The 458-nt window shown below is 59.6% G+C and carries 1 protein-coding gene; it reads right to left on the bottom strand.

The features are described 5' to 3' along the window. Positions 1 to 458 (bottom strand): IS66 family transposase zinc-finger binding domain-containing protein (locus AACY49_RS30870; RefSeq protein ID WP_339528096.1); only part of this gene is annotated, 458 nt, incomplete at both ends.

Below are 458 nucleotides of genomic sequence, written 5' to 3'. Positions count from 1 at the left end.
AGCGGGCCAAGGTCTGGCGCGGGATATCGATGCCATGGCGGCCCAGCACTTTTTCAAAACGGTGAAGCGGCAAACCGTCCACGTATTTGGTGGTCAGCAGCATCGCCAGCACGCTTGGGCTGGCCATACTTTTTTCAATCAACTGAGCGGGCTTGTCCGCAGTGACCGGAGCCGTTTCACAGGCGCGGCAACCGTAGACCTTACGGACGTGCTTGATCACGCGAATTTGCATCGGCACGATTTCAAGCTGCTCGCTAACTTCCTCGCCGATGGCGTGTTTGCGGCAGCCGCAGGCACAGGTCAGTTCATGTTCGGGCAGTTCGTGGATGATTTCGATGCGGGGGAGATCGGCCGGCAGCGGTTTGCGTTTGCCACGCCGCTGGGTCGGCGCAACAGCCTCTTCTTCTGCCGCTTCATCAATGGGCTCGACGACGCTTTCCGCCTCATTGAACAGGGCC

Origin of the sequence: Pseudomonas sp. EL_65y_Pfl2_R96, assembly GCF_963970905.1 — a bacterium.
Classification (GTDB): Bacteria; Pseudomonadota; Gammaproteobacteria; order Pseudomonadales; family Pseudomonadaceae; genus Aquipseudomonas.
The sequence above is the reverse complement of the archived record's forward strand: the minus strand, read 5'-3'. Positions and strand labels throughout refer to the sequence as shown.